The sequence below is a fragment of the Glutamicibacter halophytocola genome (assembly GCF_001302565.1).
Classification (GTDB): Bacteria; Actinomycetota; Actinomycetes; order Actinomycetales; family Micrococcaceae; genus Glutamicibacter; species Glutamicibacter halophytocola.
The window spans coordinates 1221350-1238473 of record NZ_CP012750.1 but is presented as its reverse complement, the minus strand read 5'-3'; the positions used below and the strand labels follow the sequence as shown (position 1 = coordinate 1238473).

Here is a 17124-nt window from a genome sequence, read left to right as displayed (position 1 = left end):
GAATTTACACGTCTGCACGGGGTTTGGCGGGAGCTAGAGATGGATCACGTGAAAGGCAGGCAAGCTATTTCGAGTAGTCGATCATCAGGGTGTAGCCTCCCGCGCTTTTCAGGCAGGCGTGGCCGCTGACGTCATAGCCGGAAGCCCTGAAGGCGTGGACTGTGGCGGTTTCCATTTTTGTGCAGGTACCGGCACTGGCCACTTCCTGCGTGTAGGTCTTGCCGCTGGCCTGGGCTGCCGGGATACCGCCCGCCCCCAGCGCCGCGGCCAGGATGCCGGCCGCTGCAGATGCGGCAAGATGGCTCTTCAACTTCATTATTCTTCCTCCTTGCTTTGCTTTGCATTCGGCGCAACCTGCCCCAAGCCACCGATCCGGAAGCACCGTGGCCACGGGCATTCCAGCGATTGCGCCAGGTGGCCAGGGCTGATCTGCACGTGCACGCAGTGAATTGCGCCTAGGAGAAGTCCAGGCCGAGCAATGCGTTTTCGGTGACCTCCGGCAGCGCCGGGTGGATCCAGTACTGGTTGCTGGCTACCTCCCTCACATCCAGATCGAAGGCCATGACGGTGATCATCTGCTGGATCAGCGTGGAAGCCTGCGGCCCCATGTAGTGGGCGCCGAGCAGCTTGCCGGTCTTCTTGTCGGCGATGAGCTTGGCGATGCCGCTGCGATCCTCCATGGCCCAGCCATAGGCCACATCGGCGTACTTCTGCACCTTGACGGTGATCTCGTGCCCTGCCTCGCGGGCCTCTTCCTCGGTCATCCCCACATAGGCGATTTGCGGATGGGTGAAGACCGCGGCGGGAACATGCTCATGGGGCATCTTCTTCATGTTCTGCGGGTTCAGCAAGTTGTGGCGCACCGCGCGCATTTCCGCGTTGGCAACGTGCTTGAGCAGGTATGGGGAGGAAATGTCGCCCAGCGCCCACACGCCCGTCGCCGAGGTGGAGCGCCCGAATTCGTCAACGCTGATGCGCCCGTCCGTGGAATCGATGCCAGCCAGATCCAAGTCCAGTTCATCGCCGTTGGGAATGCGCCCGGTGGCCACCAGCAGGACTTCTGCACTGATCTCGGACCCGTCGTCGAGCGTCACGGTGACCTCGTTCCCTTGCTGGCTGGCCCCGGCAATATTCCGTCCCTGATGCACGTCGTAGCGCTGGGCGGCAAGCTCATTGAAGGGCTCGCGCAGGTCGGCATCCAGGTGCCGAAGCAGTTCCGAGCGGGCGATGATGCTCACCTTGGTGCCCAGGGCCTCGAAGACGTGGGCAAATTCCATGGCGATATATCCGCCGCCAACGATCACCATGGATTTTGGCTGCCGGGCCAAGCGCATGATGTCTTCATTGGTGTGGAAATGAACCCCGGACTGGGTGATCACCTCGGGGATGAAGGGACGCGAGCCTGCCGCCAGAACGATCTGGTCGGCGCTGATGGTCTTGGCCGCCGTGCCCTGGCCGGTGCGCAGCGTGCGTTCGGCAACAAACCGGGCATGCTGGTCATACACGTCGATGTTCGGCGTCTTTTCACCCCTGCGGTATTCCTCCCCGCCCTTAGCGATCAAATCGATCCGCTGGTCGAAGACGCGATGGACGATGCCCGGCCAATCCACGGAACTCACCTGGGCGTCGATGCCCAAGCGCGAAGACTCCCGGGTTTCCAAGGCGGTGTCGGCCGCGTAGACATACATCTTGGTCGGGATGCAGCCCACGTTCAGGCAGGTGCCGCCAAAGGCCCCCTTTTCGATAATGGCAATGGACTTGCCATCGAACTCAGGTCCCGGAATCGAATTGCCCGAGCCGGTGCCGAGGATGATCAGGTCGTAGTGCTTGTCTACCGCATCCACATTGGAAGCCATGTTGTCAGGTCCCTTTCACGGTCTTGGCTTGGGACGGCAGGTCCTGGCCCTGCACGCTCCACCTACCGGGAGGCTATCATCTGGCGGCCCGCGCGCCCGCATCGTGCAGCTGCGGCTCGTCGGCGATGCTGAAGACCAATTGCAGGCAGCCCTGCACGTCCATCGGCTCGGCGCGAATGCCGTAGACATCCAGCAGCCGCTGCGCGGTGAGCACCTCTCGCGGGGTTCCGGCGGCGAGCGCCTGGCCGTCCTTGAGGATCACCAGCTTGTCGCAATACCGGGCGGCGAGGTTCAGGTCGTGGAGCACCACCACGGTGGTGACCCCCAATTGCCCGACCAGGCGCAGCAGTTCGTGCTGATAGCGGATGTCCAGGTGATTGGTTGGCTCATCGAGCAGCAAGTGGTCGGCCTGCTGGGCCAGGGTCCTGGCCACCAGCACCCGCTGCTTTTCGCCGCCCGAGAGGGTGGCGTAGCGGCGGTTGGCCAGGTCCCGGGCGCCGACCCGGGACAAGGCGGCCGCCACCGCTTGGTGGTCTTCGCGGGTGAAGGCGGCCAACGCCCTGCGCTGCGGGGCCCGGCCGAGCAGCACCATGTCAGCGACGCTGGCCGGCAGCTCCGAGGGCGATTCCTGGGCTACCACGGCCACCCGGCGGGCCAGCCGATTTCCGCGCAGCTCGCTGATCGGTTCATGGTCCAGGGCGACCAGCCCGGTTCGCGGGGGCAGGGCGGCGTACAGCGTGCGCAGGAACGTGGACTTGCCGCTGCCGTTGGGGCCGATCAGGCCGACCACTTCGCCGTGGTCCGCCTGCAGGCCGACCTCGCGAACCACCAGCCCTCCTCCGTAGCCGGCGGAAACATCGGTAGCTGTAATCATGATCTTGCCTTTCGAAGATGGCGGTGGCTCATTGGGCGGGGTTCAGCTTGCGCACCAGCATGAAGAGCAATGGCGCGCCAAGCAGCGCGGTGACAATTCCCAGGGGCAGCTCCTGCGGCGCCAAAGCGGTCCTGGCCAGGACGTCGGCCCAGAGCAGGAACAGCGCGCCCAGCAGCGCTGCCGCCGGAAGCAGCTGGCGGTGGGTCGACCCGACGCACAGCCGGGCGACGTGCGGGATAATGAGCCCCACAAAGCCGATGCCCCCGGAGGCCGCCACCAGCGCACCGACGCACAGCGCGGTCACGATCATCACCGCCGCCCGCAGTTTCGCAGGCTTGATCCCCAGTGTCTGGGCGGTGGCATCGCCGATGGCCAGGGCGTCCATCGGCCGGGACCAGCACATGAGGCATCCCAGCGTGCCCAGCACCACCACCCACGTGGCCAGGGCCGATTGGCCGGTGGCCTGGGCCAGCGACCCCAAGGTCCAGAACAGCACCGATCGGCCCGCATTGGGATCGTCGGAGGCAAAAATCAGCAGCGAGGTCAGCGCATGCAGGACATATCCGACCGAGACACCTGCCAGCACCAGCCGCGTGGAGGTCATCTGCGAGCCGACCCGCGCCAGCAGGAACACCGCGATGCCGGCGGCCAGGGCGCCGGAAAAGGCGCTGGTGGCCAGCGAAGCCGTGCCGATTCCCGCGGTGGCGCCGAAGAGGATCGAGGCCGCGGACAGGGTGGAGGCGCCCGAGGTCACCCCGAGCAGGTAGGGTTCGGCCAGGATGTTGCGGGTCAGGGCCTGCAGCGCCACCCCGGCGAGCGCCAGGCCGGCGCCCACGGCCGCTCCCAGCAGCACCCGGGGCACGCGCAAGAGCAGCACAATGGATTGCTCCGAGGCGCTCCAGTCCCCTGCTTCCGGGCCAGCCCCGAAGTTTTGCGCGAGGATCTGCAGCACCGTGCCAGGCTCGATGGAGACCGGTCCGAGCCCCACCGCAATGGGCAGGGTCAGCAGCAGGGCCGCCAGCAGGCCGGCATTCCAGATCCAGGCGTGCCGGGTGCGCTGGTCATGTTCCAGGTCGTCGCCGGAGAAAACCAGTGGCTCGAAGCCGGGGCGCTCGCGTGTTGGACTGTGCGTCATGGCTGTTGCCCCTGGATCTGGCCGGTGGTTCTGGCAGGAACGGCCAGCGCGGCGCCAAGGGCCAGCAGGGTCAAGGCGCCGAGCACGGCGGCTGCGCCCAGGTAGCCGGCGGCGGCCAGCGCGGCCCCGGAGGCGGCCGTGCCCAGGAACAGCCCCAGGCTCATGCCAGCGGCATTCATGCCCAGTGCGGTGCCGCGCACCTGGGTGCACCGGGCCACCAGCAAGGTTGTCACCGCGGCCGAGACCACGGCATGGCTGGCCGATAGCAGCGCGGTGCACAACAGGGCCAGCGGAAGCGCCGGTGACAGGTAGACCCCGAGCAGGGCTGCCAAGGCGGTGCCGAGGCAGATGGCCATCACCGCGCGGGTGCGCCGTTCGGATACTTCGGTGTTGAGCATCCTTCCGGCCAGCAGGTGGCCGAGGAAAAACGCCCCGCCGCTTACGGACCAGGCAAAGGCGAACTCGCTGGCGGTCAGCTGGAACTTGTCGGCGTACAGCGGCGCGAGGAATGCCAAGTGCCCCATCAACGCTCCGGCCCGGCCGAAGGAAACCAGCAGCAGGGCCCGTGCCCCGGGCACCGCGCCCAAGGCCCGGAAGGCCGCGATATAGCCCATTCGCGCCACCTGCCCGGATCCGCTGCCTGCGGCATCTGCGGTGCCGGCGCCATGGGCGCGGCCGTAGCGCACCACCGCGGGGATGAGCACGAGGCTCAACACGGCGATCGCGATCAGGTTCCCCTGCCACCCCCACCACAGGGCCGGGAGCACCAGCAGCGGCGCTCCGAGCGTGGAGGCCAAGGTCTGCGCCGTCATCACCAAGGTGGCCGCGCGCCCTGCGGCCGGGGTGGTGCCGAACCGGTCAGCTGCGGCGGTGGACAGCGCCGGGTAGAGCAGCGCATTGGATATGCCGGTGGCCAGGCAGAAGGCCGCCAATGCGGCCAGCCCGGAGAAGGTGCCCAGCACCGCGGCGACCCCCATGAGCCCCAGTGCGGCGGCGGCCACGGTGCCCGGGGCGATGCGGCCGATCAGCGGGGCGGCAGCCACGCCCGCCAGCACCGCGCCCACCCCGGCCAGACCGCGCAGGGTGCCGGTCTCGGCCACTCCTGCTCCGGCCCAATCCGCGATCGGCACCAGAAAGGTGCTGAGCACGGTGAAGGGCAGCAGCCCCAGCGCCGAGGCCAGCAGGGCCGGCCAGATTTCGGCGATGATCCGGCGCTCGCTGGGCAGCGGCTGCGTGGAATTCATTTCTGCTTGCTTCATGCCGCGCTCCTTGACGGGGAGCCGATCATGTCCACGTGATCGGAGAAATCCTCGACGCGGAACTGCGGCGAACACGGCTGGGGTTCCAGCTGCCGCGCCGCGTCTTCCAGTGCCCGCTCGTAGTTTCCGAGCAACTGGTCGATCATCGGGCAGGGCACCGCGTGTTTTCGCGCCAGGCCCTGGATGATCTTGGTCCGGTAGTAATCCTCCTTGGGCATCCGCGGGATGTCCCACTGGCCCTGGTCGTTGATGAAGATCGGACGGAAGGCGATGGCGGAGAAGTCGAAGTAGCGCCCGTGCTCGTCGGGCTGCGAGTAGGGGTCGATCAGCAACGACGCGTAGCGGACGTAGAGCAGGTATTCCTGTTCTGCTGCCGGGAGCTTGTCAAAATTGGCTGCCGCCTGCGGGGTGATGCTTTCGGGGCGCACCGGGTATCCGTCCTCCAGCATGAACTGCAGCAGATTGACGCCTTGGCCGCCCAGCGCCCCGGTGACAGCGTTCAGCTCCCGCCAGGCCTGCGCCATGGTGTGGATCAGGGCGGGGGCAACCGGGCCTTCGGGATAGAGCTTGTAGACGTATTTGGGGACCGGTCCCGGGGAGAATACCGCCTGCAGCGCCAGCTCGTTCATGAACAGTGCCGGGTGCACATACAGGGACATATTGCGGGCTTCAGCTTCCACCGGCGTGCTGGCAGCTTGCACGGCAGTACCTGCGGCTTCCAGTACTGCGGCCAGCCGGGCCGCCGCAGGGCTCTGGGTCCTTGTGCTCCCGAGATAAATCCGTTTTTTCACCCCCGCGGTGAGCACCTTGATTCCGCTGGTCCCGGCAATCTGGCGGCTATCTCCCAAATAGCTTGAGCAGCTGATGACTTCCGGATGCGCTGCCCTGCGCCGGGCATATTCGACCACGAGCTTGGCCGAGCCGAGGGTGGGCGAGAGCAGCACGATCCTTTTCATGGCGGACAAGGTTTCCTCGGGCAGCGCGCGAAGCGCCGGCAGGTAGGCATCGGCAGGCACGGCCATCACCAAGGTGTCCCAGTCCGGGCGCACCCGATGGTATCCGAGGTAGCGATGCGCCAGGCGCGCTTGGCCGGCCAGCGCACGGTGGGCCGGGTTCTGCACCTGGGCTTGCACGTGCTTGCCGTGGTGCTCCACGCTGGTGAAGAATTCGGCGGCCCGTGTCGAATCGCGTCCGGCGATTCCCAGTTCACCGGGCAATTGCGCGAGCAGCACCGCGCTCTGCACAGCAACTGGCCCGGTGCCGGCAATCAGGATATTTCCCAGTTCATCCATGGGCTAGTTGCCTTTCCTGTGGGGGCGCTGCTTGGAATACAGCGCGATATCGAATATCTGTTGCGGCTGCTCAATGGTTTCGGCCAAGTTCCAGCGCTGTGCATCCACCGGCTCCTTGGGATAGTTGAACAGCGATTTCAGGCCTTCGCCGTAGCGCATGGCCACCACCACGTCGTCGCGGGTCAATGGGTGCATCCGGTGCAGCATCTGGTACTTTGCCTGCACCGTGGAGCTGATGACCACATGCGTTGCCTCGCGCAAGAACTCCAGTTCTTCTATCGGCTCGCAGCTGAGCGTGGTCTTCAGATTGCCGCCCAGCAGCTGGACTACTTGGCGGCCAAGATCAAGGGCTTCGGGATCAATATCGATGCCTGCTGTCGTGGCCCCGGTGCGCGAGGCAAGATTCAGCAGGGTCATCGGGAAGGAGCCTGAGCCGATCAACAGGACCTTTGACTGGGCCTTCGGAGCGACCGCCCCGAACTCTTCATCGATGCATGATTCGATGTTGGCGAAATAGCCGTCGGCCCCGGTCTTCCCGTTGAGCAGATGCAATGCCCGGTACTTCTCGAGGATCGCAACGCACCGGGCGGATTGGGCGCGCAATTGCCCTGCCAGCATGCTCCCGGACTCGGTGGCTGCCAGCTTGGCATATTCCGGTTCATTGCCCGGATCGGTGATCAAGGCCGAGTATGCGCCCAGCAGCGCTTCCAGGCGTTCTGCTTGGTGCGTGGATCCGTCGTAGTGGTGGGCGGCTTCGGTGAATTTGCCGAGATAGCCATGCAGCGTGGCGGACAGCGGTTGCCGCACGGCGTCGGTGGTGGCAAGCGGGAAATCAGTCATGGATATATGCCGTTCCTTGGGCGACGATTTGGATGTCGGTGCTGATCCACAGATCAGTGATGGCGGCCTTGCTGCAACGCGCCTTGACGTGCATGGTGCCACCGGGTTGCTTGATCTCGGCTGCAATATCGCTTCCGGCTTGGGCCGCCAGGTAGGCGCCGAGCGCAGCCGTTCCCGATCCGCAGCTGCTTTCCCAGACCAGGCTGCCCAGCGCCGGGACGTTCACCAGCGGGGCCAGCTCGCCCCGACTGGGGTCGTAGAGCATGATTCCGATGACTGAAGTGCCCTGGGTGCTTGCCATCTCCAGCGCCAATCTTCGCGCCCGGTGGCGTTCAGCGCGATCCGATGCTTGGCATTCGATGATCAGGTGCACAGCGTCGGGATACCGGACTAATGCGCAGCCGGCAGCTCCGGAGAGCGGGTACGGTTCAATCTGCTGCGGCAGGGGCAATTGCAGTTGGCACCGGTACCCCGCTTCCAGCCGCTGGGCTGTGGAATGGAGCGGTTGTTCTGCACCGGAAGTTTCAATGCGCAGGCTCAGCTCGCCGCGCTCGGTGCTGGTCGCCGCATGCAATGCCGCTAGCGACATGCAGGCGTTGGCGCAAAGTTCGTCCCCGGCCATGTGCAGCCGGGTTTGGGCGGAGGGGGCGCGAGGCGGAAGGACAAACCCGACTTGCTCAGCATGGACATGCTCGGTGCGCATCAGCTGGCGGGCTATCGATGGGTACTGGCTTTTCGCATGGCGGCTGGTCACCAGGAGGGTGGTATTCGATGCCGGGCTCAGTTTCACGAATTCAATTGGCCGTGCCCCGTGGACCAGTTCCTGGCTTGGACGGCGAGGCCGGGCATGCGCGGATCGATGCCGCGCAATCCCCGCTGTTCGAGGGCGCAGATCAACGCGGGTCATCGCTGGGCCAGCTGCTTTGCCATGATTTCAACGCCGTCCACGGCCAGCGGCCCCGGCGAGGAATAGTAGTAGTTCAACGGCACGATAGCGTCTTTGTCCTGGAGAGCCGGCAGCCCTTTCAGCTCAGCTCGTTGGCGGACTTCGTCAAGCACTTGCTGATCCGTTTCCAGGCCGGAGGACCCAGTTGGCAGGTACATGCCGAAGAGCTTGTCGGCGGCACTGTTAACGAGTTCTTCGTTGGAGGGTTCGAAATAGCGTTTCGGCACGTCGCTGAAGACGTTTTGCATGCCCAGCAGATCCAGCTGCTCATCGATCAATGACTCATGTCCGTAGGATCCCAGTGCCCCCGAGGCCGGGACGTACAGCGGAAGCCCGCGTTGCCCGTCTTGCCCTTTGATGCCGCGTGCTGCCGCAGCTACGCGATCGCGCATCTGGTCGACTGATTCCTTGCCAGTCTCTTCGGTGCCGAAAAGCTGGCCGTAGGATTCCACGTCCTTGTAGATCTGCTCGAAGCCGCTGAGGCCTCCGGTCGAACGGTCCTCGAATCCGGCGCAATAACCGCTGACGGTGAGCATCTTGATGCCGGCGCTTTCCAGGCGCTCGGCCAGCGAATTCAAATCGACTCCGGCAGCAATATCCGTCCCAATCACTACATCGGCTCCGGAATCCAGGATCATTTCATAGGAGACGTCATGGGAATCCTCGGTGATCCGCTCGGCATTATCGACGATTGCCCTGGTCTGCTCGTCGAACGGGACGTTCAGGCTTCCCGCGTAATGCGTGAGCTTGTCGCCAGCCCCGGCGGCCACGAGCAAGGAAGGCGCTTCTGAGCCTACGGCCAGGACGCTCGATGGCGCCTTGTCGAATTCGACGGACCTGCCGCAGCTATCCAGCGTGATGTTCTCCGTGCCGGTGCTGGTGCCAGTGCTTGCGGGCAGGCTGCCCGATCCCGCCGGACTGCTGCAGCCAGTGGCAAAGGCCAAGACCACAGCAGGCATCGCCAGCATCCAAGGACTCATTCTCTTCATTGATCAGTGCTCCGTTCATTGCAGGCCATCTATCAGCACCGGATTTCGGCACCAATCCGGCCAACAAACCTAAACACTAATGCGAATCATTATCATTAGTCAAAACAAGCAAGCCTTGATCCAGGTGGCTATGAAAGAATTCCGCAGTTGGATACGGCAAACGGCCGCCATGCCAAGATTTCTCTTGTCATGGCGGCCGTTTGCGCAATAAGCGGCTCGTTGGACGGGCTACGAGTCAGAGCCCCTCAGAGGCCAACCACGCCTTGGCAATGTCGGCTGCTGATTTCTTCTCAACAGTGCTTTGCACGTTCAAGTCGATCAGGTCTTGGGCCGAAAGCTTCTCGCTGACCGGGTTCAAGACCTTCCCCAGAGTCGAGGACTGATCCGCTGTAACCACCGGCACCACGTTGGATGCGAGGAAGAGCGACTTGGGATCTTCGAGAACTACGAGATCTTCGGTCTTGATGCGCGGATCCGCGGTGAACACGTTGGCCACGTTGACCGTTCCTGCAACAAGATCTTCCACCGTGGTGTCTCCTGTCGCCGAGAAATCGGCCTTCACCCCGTAGGTGCTCTCCAGGCCCTTGGGCCCGTATGGGCGCTCGGCCAGTTCAGGTGGTCCGCCAAGGGTCAGCTGGTCCTCGACACGTGCGAGGTCTTCGATGCTCTTGAGATCATTGTCCTGGGCAAATTTGCGGGTGACCGTGTAGGAGTCCTGGTCAGAAGCTTCAGCCTCGTCCAAGACAGCCAGTGATTCAGGAAGCTGTTTCTCGAGCTCATTGTAGACATCGGCCGATGAGCGGGCCTCGGTGTCTTCCTTGAAGAACTGCAGCAGATTGCCCGTGTATTCAGGGAAGACGTTGATGCTGCCGTTCTCCAACTGGGGCATGTACGCGTCACGCTGTCCGATGTTGAACTGCCGTTCAACTTCGAGGCCGGAATTCTCCAGGGCCTGCGCGTAAATTTCAGCGACGATCTCATTCGAATAGTAGGCCTGCGATCCTACAACGACTTTCCCCGATCCCGACTGCTCAGAACTGCTCTGCGTAGCCAGAGGATCCGAGCCGGAGCAACCGGCCAAGGCCAGAGTCCCTGCTGCAGCCACCGCTGCCACCCGTGTTGCGTGTTTTAATCTCATGTCAGTTCCTTATCTTGTACTTGCAAGCGACCAGCATCTTGATTTTTTGGTGATGTTCTTTGGGAGCCCAATCCACGGGGAATCGCAGCTTTCTGCGCGAGAGCCAGGAGCAAATCGAGTATTAGCGCCAGGACCGCAACCATCACGGCGCCGCCGAGCACCATGTCAAAGCGCCGCAGATTCAATCCGGTGATAATCGGAAGCCCAAGTCCACCGAGATTCACATATGCGGCGATGGTCACCGTCGCAACGACTTGCAAGGCAGCTGCCCGGATCCCTCCGACCAGCAATGAAAGCCCCAGGGGGATTTCAACCTTCAACAAGATTTGCCATTCAGTCATTCCCATGGACCGGGCCGCATCAACGGTTTTGCGATCAATGGCTTCAAAACCGGTGTAGGCGCCGGCAAGGAGCGAAGGAATTGCGAGCACCACGAAGGCCACGAGCGCTGCTTCCGGCTTATGCGTGACTCCGAAAAGCAGCACCAGCAAAATCAGCAAGCCGAAGGAGGGCACTGCACGGGCAATGCCAGCAGCGGCCACCGCAATTTCGCGCCCCTTGCCGGTGTGGCCAATGGCCCAACCGGCGGGGATGGCGATGATTCCAGCAATGGCCACGGACAGCAAGGTGAAGAGCAAATGCTGTCCGAGCAGCACCTGAAGCCCGGTATTGCCTTCCCATTGCTCTGGAGCAACAAGCCATTTGAACGCTTCAACAAGCAAGTTCACGAGGACACCGCCTGCCTGCTGCCCGCAGCGCCGCGGGCCTTTTGCTTTCGGTCTTTCTGGCTCCACGGCATGAGCCAGCGGCCCAGCAGAACAAGCAGCATGTCGACGGCTAATGCAATGAGCGCCACGGCCAGCAGCCCTGAAAACACCTCGGCGATGATGCGTCGCTGCAGGCCATTGGTGAACAAGTAGCCCAGGTTGGTGACACCTACCAGAATCCCGACAGTGGCCAGCGAAATCGTGCTGACCGCTGTCACCCTCAAGCCCGCCAGGATCACCGGTCCAGCCAATGGCAGGTCAACGGCAAAAAACCGGCGGGCGCTGCCGTACCCCATGGCTGTGGCAGCAGAACGCGCTGCAGAATCAACAGAATCCAGGCCGTCAACGACCCCGCGCACCATAATCGCTACCGCATAGATGCTCAAGGCGACAATCAAGTTGGCTTCGCTGATGGCGCTCATGCCGGTGATCACCGGAAGAATCATCAGCAATGCCAGCGAGGGAATGGTGTAGAGCAAACCGGTCAGCGTGACCAATGGAGCGCCCACGAGCTTATAGCGCCAGGCGATCCAGCCCAAGGGAATGGACAGCGCAAACCCGATCATGATCGCGATCAGCGATTGGCGCAGATGCTCAAGGGATAACGAGGCAATCAGTGCCAGGTTTTCTGAAATCCAGGTCATGGTTGGGCCCTGCCCTCGACGAGCCGGCCCTGGGTCCTGCCCTGGTCATCGACCAGCACCGGCCCTTGGGCTGTCTGCTTGACGCTCAGCGCCCTGGATCCGCGCTCGGCGCCGATGAAGGATGCAACAAAGTCATTGGCGGGATTTTCAATGATTTCGCTCGGGCTGCCCACCTGGAGCTTTTGGGCACCGGCAGCCAGGATGACGACTTGGTCCCCCAGCAAGAATGCTTCATCGATATCGTGGGTGACAAATACGATCGTCTTGTCCAGTTCCTTCTGCAATCGCAGCAGCTCAGTTTGCAGTTCTGCGCGGACGATCGGATCCACCGCGCCAAAGGGCTCATCCATGAGCAAGATGTTGGGGTCCGAAGCCAAGCCCCGGGCGACTCCGACGCGTTGCTGCTGGCCACCAGATAGCTGGTGCGGGTATCTGTCGGCCATGGTATCGGAGAGCCCAACGGTATCCATCAATTCCAGCGCCCTGCGGCGTGAGGACTTCCTTGGCTCCCCCATCAGCCGGGGAACGGTTGCGATATTCTCTGCCACGGTGAAGTGCGGAAGCAGTCCTGAGTTCTGCATGACGTATCCAATGCTGCGTCGCAGCTCCACAGCGTTCTTCCCCGAAATGTCCTCGCCGTCGATGCGCACCGAACCAGAGCTGGGGTCCACCATCCGGTTGATCATCCGCAGCAAGGTCGTCTTGCCGCAGCCGGAGGATCCGACAAAAACGGTTGAAGTATGTGCCGGGATCTCCAGGCTGAAGTCGCTGACAGCAACGGTGCCATCAGGATAGTGCTTGGAAATATTTTCGAATTCGATCACTTCTCGACTCCTCAAGACGGCTCTGAAGTCATTCTGCCCCATCGAAGTACTTCCCGATACACGGCACAGGCTCAACACTGCACCCAAGTGGCTGGGAATTTAAAGGCAAATTAATAGATCAACAGTAGGATTGGTTACAATGCCCGACTCTCCCGGAGGAATATCGTGAAGCTTCGTACTCTGCTGATTCTTTGCCCGTCACTGCTTGCCGCAACCCTGGCATTTGCCGCCACCGCGTCGGCGAGTGAAGATTTCCCCGCCCCATCGGGTGATTGGGAATCCGTGAAACTGCTAGATGTCGGCACCGGCAAGGAACTGGGGCGGCTTGTCCCGTCCCAGTGGGATTCAGTGGTTGAAATGGAAGTGAAAACAGGACGCGTCCTGCAAAGAACCGACTGCAACGCTTGGCAAGACGCCAGAATTCCGGATGCCTGCGAGGGCGAAGCCGCAGGTCCCGTGCCCCTTCTTCCTGCGAATTTGGCTGGGCTGCTGGGCTTGGTATAAGACGCCGGGAAACATGGGCTGGCATTATCCAGAAGCAACTAAAGCCCCAAACCAAGTTCTTGGTTTGGGGCTTTAGTTGCAGAAGCCTAGGCTTCGAGAACGACCGGAACGATCATTGGGCGGCGGCGCAGCTTGCGCGAAACCCACGAGCCGATCACGCGACGGGTGATCTGCTGCAGCTGGTGCGTGGAGTGGTTCGGGTTATTCGATACCGCTTCCACAATCGCGGCCGCGATCTTCGGCTTGATCTCGTTGAAGACGGAGTCTTCCTCCGCCACACCGCGAGCGTGGATGTCAGGGCCGGAGATGATGGTGCCATTCTGGCGGTTGATCACGGTGATCACCGAAATGAAACCTTCTTCGCCCAGTGTGACGCGGTCCTTGAGGTCATCATCGGTGATGGTGCCGACCTTGGAACCGTCAACGTAGACGTAGCCGCATTCAACCTGGCCAACCAGCTGGGCGACGCCATCCTTCATGTCGATGACGGAGCCGTCTTCTGCCAGCAGCACGTTTTCCTCCGGAACGCCGGACTGCGCGGCCAGGCGGCCGTTGGCAATCAGGTGGCGGGTTTCGCCGTGGACCGGAAGCACGTTCTTCGGGCGCAGGATGTTGTAGCAGTACAACAGCTCGCCGGCCGAGGCGTGGCCGGAGACGTGGACCTTGGCCATGCCCTTGTGGATGACCTCGGCGCCCAGGCGCATCAGGCCATTGATCACGCGGAAGACAGAGTTCTCGTTGCCCGGGATCAGGCTCGAGGCCAGGATGACGGTGTCGCCCGGGTTGATCTGCACCTTGTGCTCGCCGTTGGCCATGCGCGAGAGCGCAGCCATTGGCTCGCCCTGCGAACCGGTGGACATCAGCACGACCTTGTGGTCAGGCAGCGAGTCGATCTGCTTGAGGTCAACCAGCACGCCCTGCGGGATGTCCAGGTAGCCCAAGCGTTCGGCGATGCCCATATTGCGCACCATCGAGCGGCCGATGAAGGCCACCTTGCGGCCGTGCATCGCGGCGGCATCCAGGACCTGCTGCACGCGGTGAACGTGCGAGGAGAAGGAAGCGACGATGATGCGGCGGCGGGCACGGGCGAACTTGGCTTCAAGCACTGGGCCGATTTCGCGTTCTGCCACGGTGAAGCCGGGCACTTCGGCGTTGGTGGAGTCAGGCAGGAACAGGTCCACGCCTTCCTCGCCCAAGCGCGCGAAGTGGCGCAGGTCGGTGATGCGGCCATCGAGCGGCAGCTGGTCCATCTTGAAGTCGCCGGTGTGCAGCACGGTACCGGCTTCGGTCCGCAAGAACACGGCCAGGGCGTCTGGGATCGAGTGGTTCACGGCCACGAATTCGCATTCGAAGTTGCCGATCTGCGCGATCTCGCCTTCCACCACAATGTTGGTGTTGGCCTTGATCCGGTGTTCTGCCAGCTTTGCTTCCACGAAGGCCAAGGTCAGCTTCGACCCGTACAGTGGGATGTCTTCGCGCAGGCGCAGCAGGTAAGGGACGGCACCGATGTGGTCCTCGTGGCCGTGGGTGAGCACTACGCCCACCACATCTGCCAAGCGGTTCTTGATGTAGGAGAAGTCCGGCAGGATCAGATCCACGCCAGGCTGGTGCTCTTCGGGGAACAGCACACCGCAGTCAACGACCAACAGTTTCCCGTTGAGCTCGAAGACGGTCATGTTTCGGCCAACCTCGCCCAAGCCTCCGAGGGGAACAATGCGCATTGTCCCCTTCTTCAGCCGGGCCGGAGTCTGCAAGCGTGCAGAGTCGGCCTTGCCTACTGAACTCTCAGTCATATGTAGTTAGTCCCTTTCGTTACAGATCCCATCCGCCTTCACGTAGGTCCGCGCGGATGGCATCGAGCTCTGCGTCCGACGGTGCCACAAGCGGCAGCCGGACGACGGTGTTCGGCAGGACACCCTGCCAGTGAAGTCCATATTTTGCGGCCACGGCGCCCTGAATGTGGCCCATGATGCCGCGCTGGATCGCGTCCAGCTCAAAGTGTGTGGTGCGTGCAGTCGCCAAATCACCTGCATGCATTGCATTAACAAGCGTACGGTACTTCGCGGCTGCAACGTGAGCCGTGACGGAAACCACGCCGGCAGCACCGGCTGCCATCAATGGCAGGGTCAATCCATCGTCGCCCGAGTAGACGTGCAGATCAGTCTTGGCCAGCACCGTGGTGGTGGACTGGTAATCGGCCTTGGCATCCTTCAGCGCGATGACCTGTGGAATCTTGGCGAGTTCGATAATGGTTTCCGGTGCCAGTGCGATCCCGGTGCGCCCTGGGATGTCGTAGAGCATGATTGGCAGCTCGACGGCTTCGGCAATGGCCTTGACGTGCGCGATGACGCCGGCCTGGCTTGGCTTGTTGTAATACGGGGTGGTCAACAGCACACCGTCAACGCCAGCTTCCTTCGCTGCGAGCGAGAGCTTGATCGAGTGTCGGGTGTCGTTGGTCGTCGAACCGGCCAGCACCGCGGCGCGGTCGCCGACTGCCGCGACGACGGTGCGGAACATCTGGATGTTCTCTTCGTCGCTCAGCGTCGAGGTCTCGCCGGTGGTGCCGGTGACAACTAGTCCGTCGCATCCATCATCGACGAGCTTCTGGGCCAATTTGGCTGCGAGCGCGTAGTCAACTTCCCCCGCGTCGGTGAAGGGGGTGATCATTGCAGTGAGCACGGTGCCAAACGGGTATGCCTGATTATCAATTGCACTTGTAGCCATGGCTTTAAATCTACACTCGCGCATGTTGCAATGGCATCCATCCCCACTTCCGTGGTGCGATGTTTCCATGGACATTTCGGGGAAGCCACGACGCATTCTGGCGGTTGATGCAGCACGCCTTGTGGCCATCTTGGGGATGTTCGCGGCACACATTTTCCCGCTCTATGAATACCGCGGTTCAGATGCCTACTCCCCTACATTTACCGGGGCTGTAGCCTCTGGGCGGGCCTCTGTTCTATTCATGGTTTTGGCCGGATTATCGCTGACGCTCATGACTGCTTCCCTGGCGCGCAGGGGCTTTTCCCACCCTAAGATTTACTCAGTCCTTGCCTTGAGAGCATTAATTATTGCCGTGCTCGGAATGGTAATTGGGACGATAAATGAAGGCATCGCAGTCATTCTTGTCCACTATGGGCTACTATTTCTGTTGCTTCCGCTGGTCCTCGGGCTCCCGAGAGCAACCATTTGGGTAGTCTCAGTGCTTTGGCTGGTCCTCGCGCCACTGATCTGGCGACCCTTGGCTGCAGGCGCTTTGGGGCAGTCCCTCGGCCACAATCCGAGCTTTGGCGACCTGCTGTCCCCGGGGCCGTTGTTCCAGGATCTCACCGTCACCGGCTACTACCCGCTTCTGGTTTGGTTTGGATACGGGCTCCTGGGTGTCGCGCTGGGACATTGCGATTTGGGGAGTAAAAAGACAGCCGCAGTGCTCACCGTGTCCGGCGGTGCCATCGCAGCGATCAGCTACATCGCCGGCCGCGTTATGAGCCTGGGTTTCACCGGTCAAATTTCGGCGGCTTCCGGAGCGCTTCCGTCTCTTGTCCCCACGCTCATTACAACCGGTCGATTGCCGGGGACATCACTGGACCCATATCTGGCCAGTGCCGAGTACCTGTGGCTTCCAACTGGGCACAGCAACGCCTTGCTTGCCACCGTGCATTCGGCGAGCTGCGCTGTTGCAGTGCTTGGGTTCCTGTTGCTTCTTGTGCCCCGCCTTGGCGGGCTCGGCCGGGTACTTGCTGGCGCTGGGCGCGCTCCGCTCACCTTGTATGCCGGACACCTGGTTCTGCTCCCGCTGCTCGATGACGTCCTGGAGCCTTCAGCCATCTGGTGGATCTTGTGCGCGGCGACCGCCTGCTGCGGTATCTGGCTGGGATTCACCAGGGCTTCTGGGCCCTTGGAATTCTGCGTGCGGGTTCTCAGCGGAGCCGATGGCCAGCGAATGCCAAAAGCGGAGCCCGGTCCGAGGTTCTGATTTGCCTGGGTTCCAGCTTGGCCTTGCTGGCAGCGCACAGAGATGATCCGCTGCCGGCCCCAGCCGGGAGCCAGTCCCGG

The 17124-nt window shown here is 62.5% G+C and carries 17 protein-coding genes; 2 read left to right on the top strand and 15 right to left on the bottom strand.

The window, feature by feature from the left end; genetic code table 11:
* Positions 1 to 64 precede the first annotated feature (64 nt).
* The 13 genes from AOZ07_RS05805 to AOZ07_RS05745 all read right to left on the bottom strand — a co-directional run bounded on the left by AOZ07_RS05805 (position 65) and on the right by AOZ07_RS05745 (position 12564).
* Positions 65 to 316 (bottom strand): hypothetical protein, encoded by a 252-nt coding sequence (locus AOZ07_RS05805; protein ID WP_060701129.1) that lies wholly within the window; start codon positions 314 to 316, stop codon positions 65 to 67.
* 139 nt (positions 317 to 455) lie between these two features.
* A complete protein-coding gene (gene mtr / locus AOZ07_RS05800) occupies positions 456 to 1856 on the bottom strand; it encodes a mycothione reductase (protein WP_060701128.1) in 1401 nt (466 codons plus the stop codon).
* Between the two features lie 76 nt (positions 1857 to 1932).
* Entirely contained in the window at positions 1933 to 2730 is a 798-nt protein-coding gene (locus AOZ07_RS05795) for an ABC transporter ATP-binding protein (RefSeq protein WP_060701127.1), read from the bottom strand.
* A gap of 28 nt (positions 2731 to 2758) precedes the next feature.
* A complete protein-coding gene (locus AOZ07_RS05790) occupies positions 2759 to 3865 on the bottom strand; it encodes a FecCD family ABC transporter permease (RefSeq protein ID WP_060701126.1) in 1107 nt (368 codons plus the stop codon).
* Positions 3862 to 5124 (bottom strand): MFS transporter, encoded by a 1263-nt coding sequence (locus tag AOZ07_RS05785; RefSeq protein ID WP_060701125.1) that lies wholly within the window; start codon positions 5122 to 5124, stop codon positions 3862 to 3864. The genes AOZ07_RS05790 and AOZ07_RS05785 overlap by 4 nt, the downstream gene beginning before the upstream one ends.
* Complete coding sequence (locus AOZ07_RS05780) at positions 5121 to 6416, bottom strand: opine metallophore biosynthesis dehydrogenase (RefSeq protein WP_060701124.1); 1296 nt, start codon at positions 6414 to 6416, stop codon at positions 5121 to 5123. The genes AOZ07_RS05785 and AOZ07_RS05780 overlap by 4 nt, the downstream gene beginning before the upstream one ends.
* 3 nt (positions 6417 to 6419) lie before the next feature.
* On the bottom strand, positions 6420 to 7256 hold the full coding sequence (locus AOZ07_RS05775; RefSeq protein ID WP_060701123.1) for a class I SAM-dependent methyltransferase: 837 nt from the start codon (positions 7254 to 7256) through the stop codon (positions 6420 to 6422).
* Entirely contained in the window at positions 7249 to 8163 is a 915-nt protein-coding gene (locus tag AOZ07_RS05770; protein ID WP_194943813.1) for a histidine racemase CntK family protein, read from the bottom strand. Before AOZ07_RS05770 ends, AOZ07_RS05775 begins: the two co-directional genes overlap by 8 nt.
* Positions 8160 to 9191 carry an ABC transporter substrate-binding protein gene (locus AOZ07_RS05765; protein ID WP_060701121.1) on the bottom strand — a complete coding sequence of 344 codons (1032 nt, stop codon included), beginning with the start codon at positions 9189 to 9191 and terminating at the stop codon, positions 8160 to 8162. The genes AOZ07_RS05770 and AOZ07_RS05765 overlap by 4 nt, the downstream gene beginning before the upstream one ends.
* A gap of 235 nt (positions 9192 to 9426) precedes the next feature.
* The gene (locus AOZ07_RS05760; protein WP_060701120.1) at positions 9427 to 10329 is read right to left on the bottom strand and encodes an ABC transporter substrate-binding protein; all 903 of its coding nucleotides are present in this window, start codon (positions 10327 to 10329) and stop codon (positions 9427 to 9429) included.
* Complete coding sequence (locus AOZ07_RS05755; protein WP_060701119.1) at positions 10326 to 11057, bottom strand: ABC transporter permease; 732 nt, start codon at positions 11055 to 11057, stop codon at positions 10326 to 10328. Before AOZ07_RS05755 ends, AOZ07_RS05760 begins: the two co-directional genes overlap by 4 nt.
* Positions 11054 to 11740, bottom strand: a complete 687-nt coding sequence (locus tag AOZ07_RS05750) for an ABC transporter permease (protein ID WP_060701118.1) — start codon at positions 11738 to 11740, stop codon at positions 11054 to 11056. The genes AOZ07_RS05755 and AOZ07_RS05750 overlap by 4 nt, the downstream gene beginning before the upstream one ends.
* Positions 11737 to 12564 (bottom strand): ABC transporter ATP-binding protein, encoded by an 828-nt coding sequence (locus AOZ07_RS05745; protein WP_084793147.1) that lies wholly within the window; start codon positions 12562 to 12564, stop codon positions 11737 to 11739. The genes AOZ07_RS05750 and AOZ07_RS05745 overlap by 4 nt, the downstream gene beginning before the upstream one ends.
* A gap of 165 nt (positions 12565 to 12729) precedes the next feature.
* Here AOZ07_RS05745 and AOZ07_RS05740 point away from each other — a divergent pair, with 165 nt between their 5' ends.
* Positions 12730 to 13068 (top strand): hypothetical protein, encoded by a 339-nt coding sequence (locus AOZ07_RS05740; protein WP_060701116.1) that lies wholly within the window; start codon positions 12730 to 12732, stop codon positions 13066 to 13068.
* A gap of 86 nt (positions 13069 to 13154) precedes the next feature.
* On the opposite strand, the gene AOZ07_RS05735 is transcribed toward AOZ07_RS05740, so the two are convergent.
* Positions 13155 to 14861: a ribonuclease J gene (locus AOZ07_RS05735; protein WP_060701115.1), complete on the bottom strand. Its 1707-nt coding sequence runs from the start codon at positions 14859 to 14861 to the stop codon at positions 13155 to 13157.
* Positions 14862 to 14880: 19 nt separating this feature from the next.
* A complete protein-coding gene (dapA, locus tag AOZ07_RS05730; RefSeq protein ID WP_060701114.1) occupies positions 14881 to 15792 on the bottom strand; it encodes a 4-hydroxy-tetrahydrodipicolinate synthase in 912 nt (303 codons plus the stop codon).
* Between dapA and AOZ07_RS05725 the strand changes: the two genes are divergently transcribed.
* A complete protein-coding gene (locus AOZ07_RS05725) occupies positions 15791 to 17044 on the top strand; it encodes a heparan-alpha-glucosaminide N-acetyltransferase domain-containing protein (RefSeq protein WP_084793146.1) in 1254 nt (417 codons plus the stop codon). The two genes, dapA and AOZ07_RS05725, sit on opposite strands and share 2 nt — an antisense overlap.
* Positions 17045 to 17124 lie beyond the last annotated feature (80 nt).